Raw genomic sequence first — 279 nt, 5'->3', positions numbered from 1 at the left:
ATCCGCGCTTCCTCTTGCCGATCAACCTCGCCAACACCTCCAACCTGATTGGCCTGTTTGGAATCCTTTCCATCGGCCAGGCCTTCGTCATCATCACTGGTGGCATCGAGCTCTCCGTCGGCTCGCTGGTCGCGCTGCTCGGCACGCTGTTCATCGACTTCATCGCCGTGCGCGAGTTGGACTGGCCCCTGGCCTTCGCGATGATCATCCTGCTCGGCGCCATCATCGGCTTCGTCCATGGCTGGCTGATCACGCGGCTCAAATTGCAGCCCTTCGTGG

The 279-nt window shown here is 61.3% G+C and carries 1 pseudogene; it reads left to right on the top strand.

Annotated features, from left to right (window positions below):
• A pseudogene (locus EN786_RS37440) lies at nt 1-279 on the top strand (ABC transporter permease); the annotation flags it as partial.

Origin of the sequence: Mesorhizobium sp. M4B.F.Ca.ET.143.01.1.1 (assembly GCF_004792275.1) — a bacterium.
Taxonomy (GTDB): Bacteria; Pseudomonadota; Alphaproteobacteria; order Rhizobiales; family Rhizobiaceae; genus Mesorhizobium; species Mesorhizobium abyssinicae.
The sequence above is the reverse complement of the archived record's forward strand: the minus strand, read 5'-3'. Positions and strand labels throughout refer to the sequence as shown.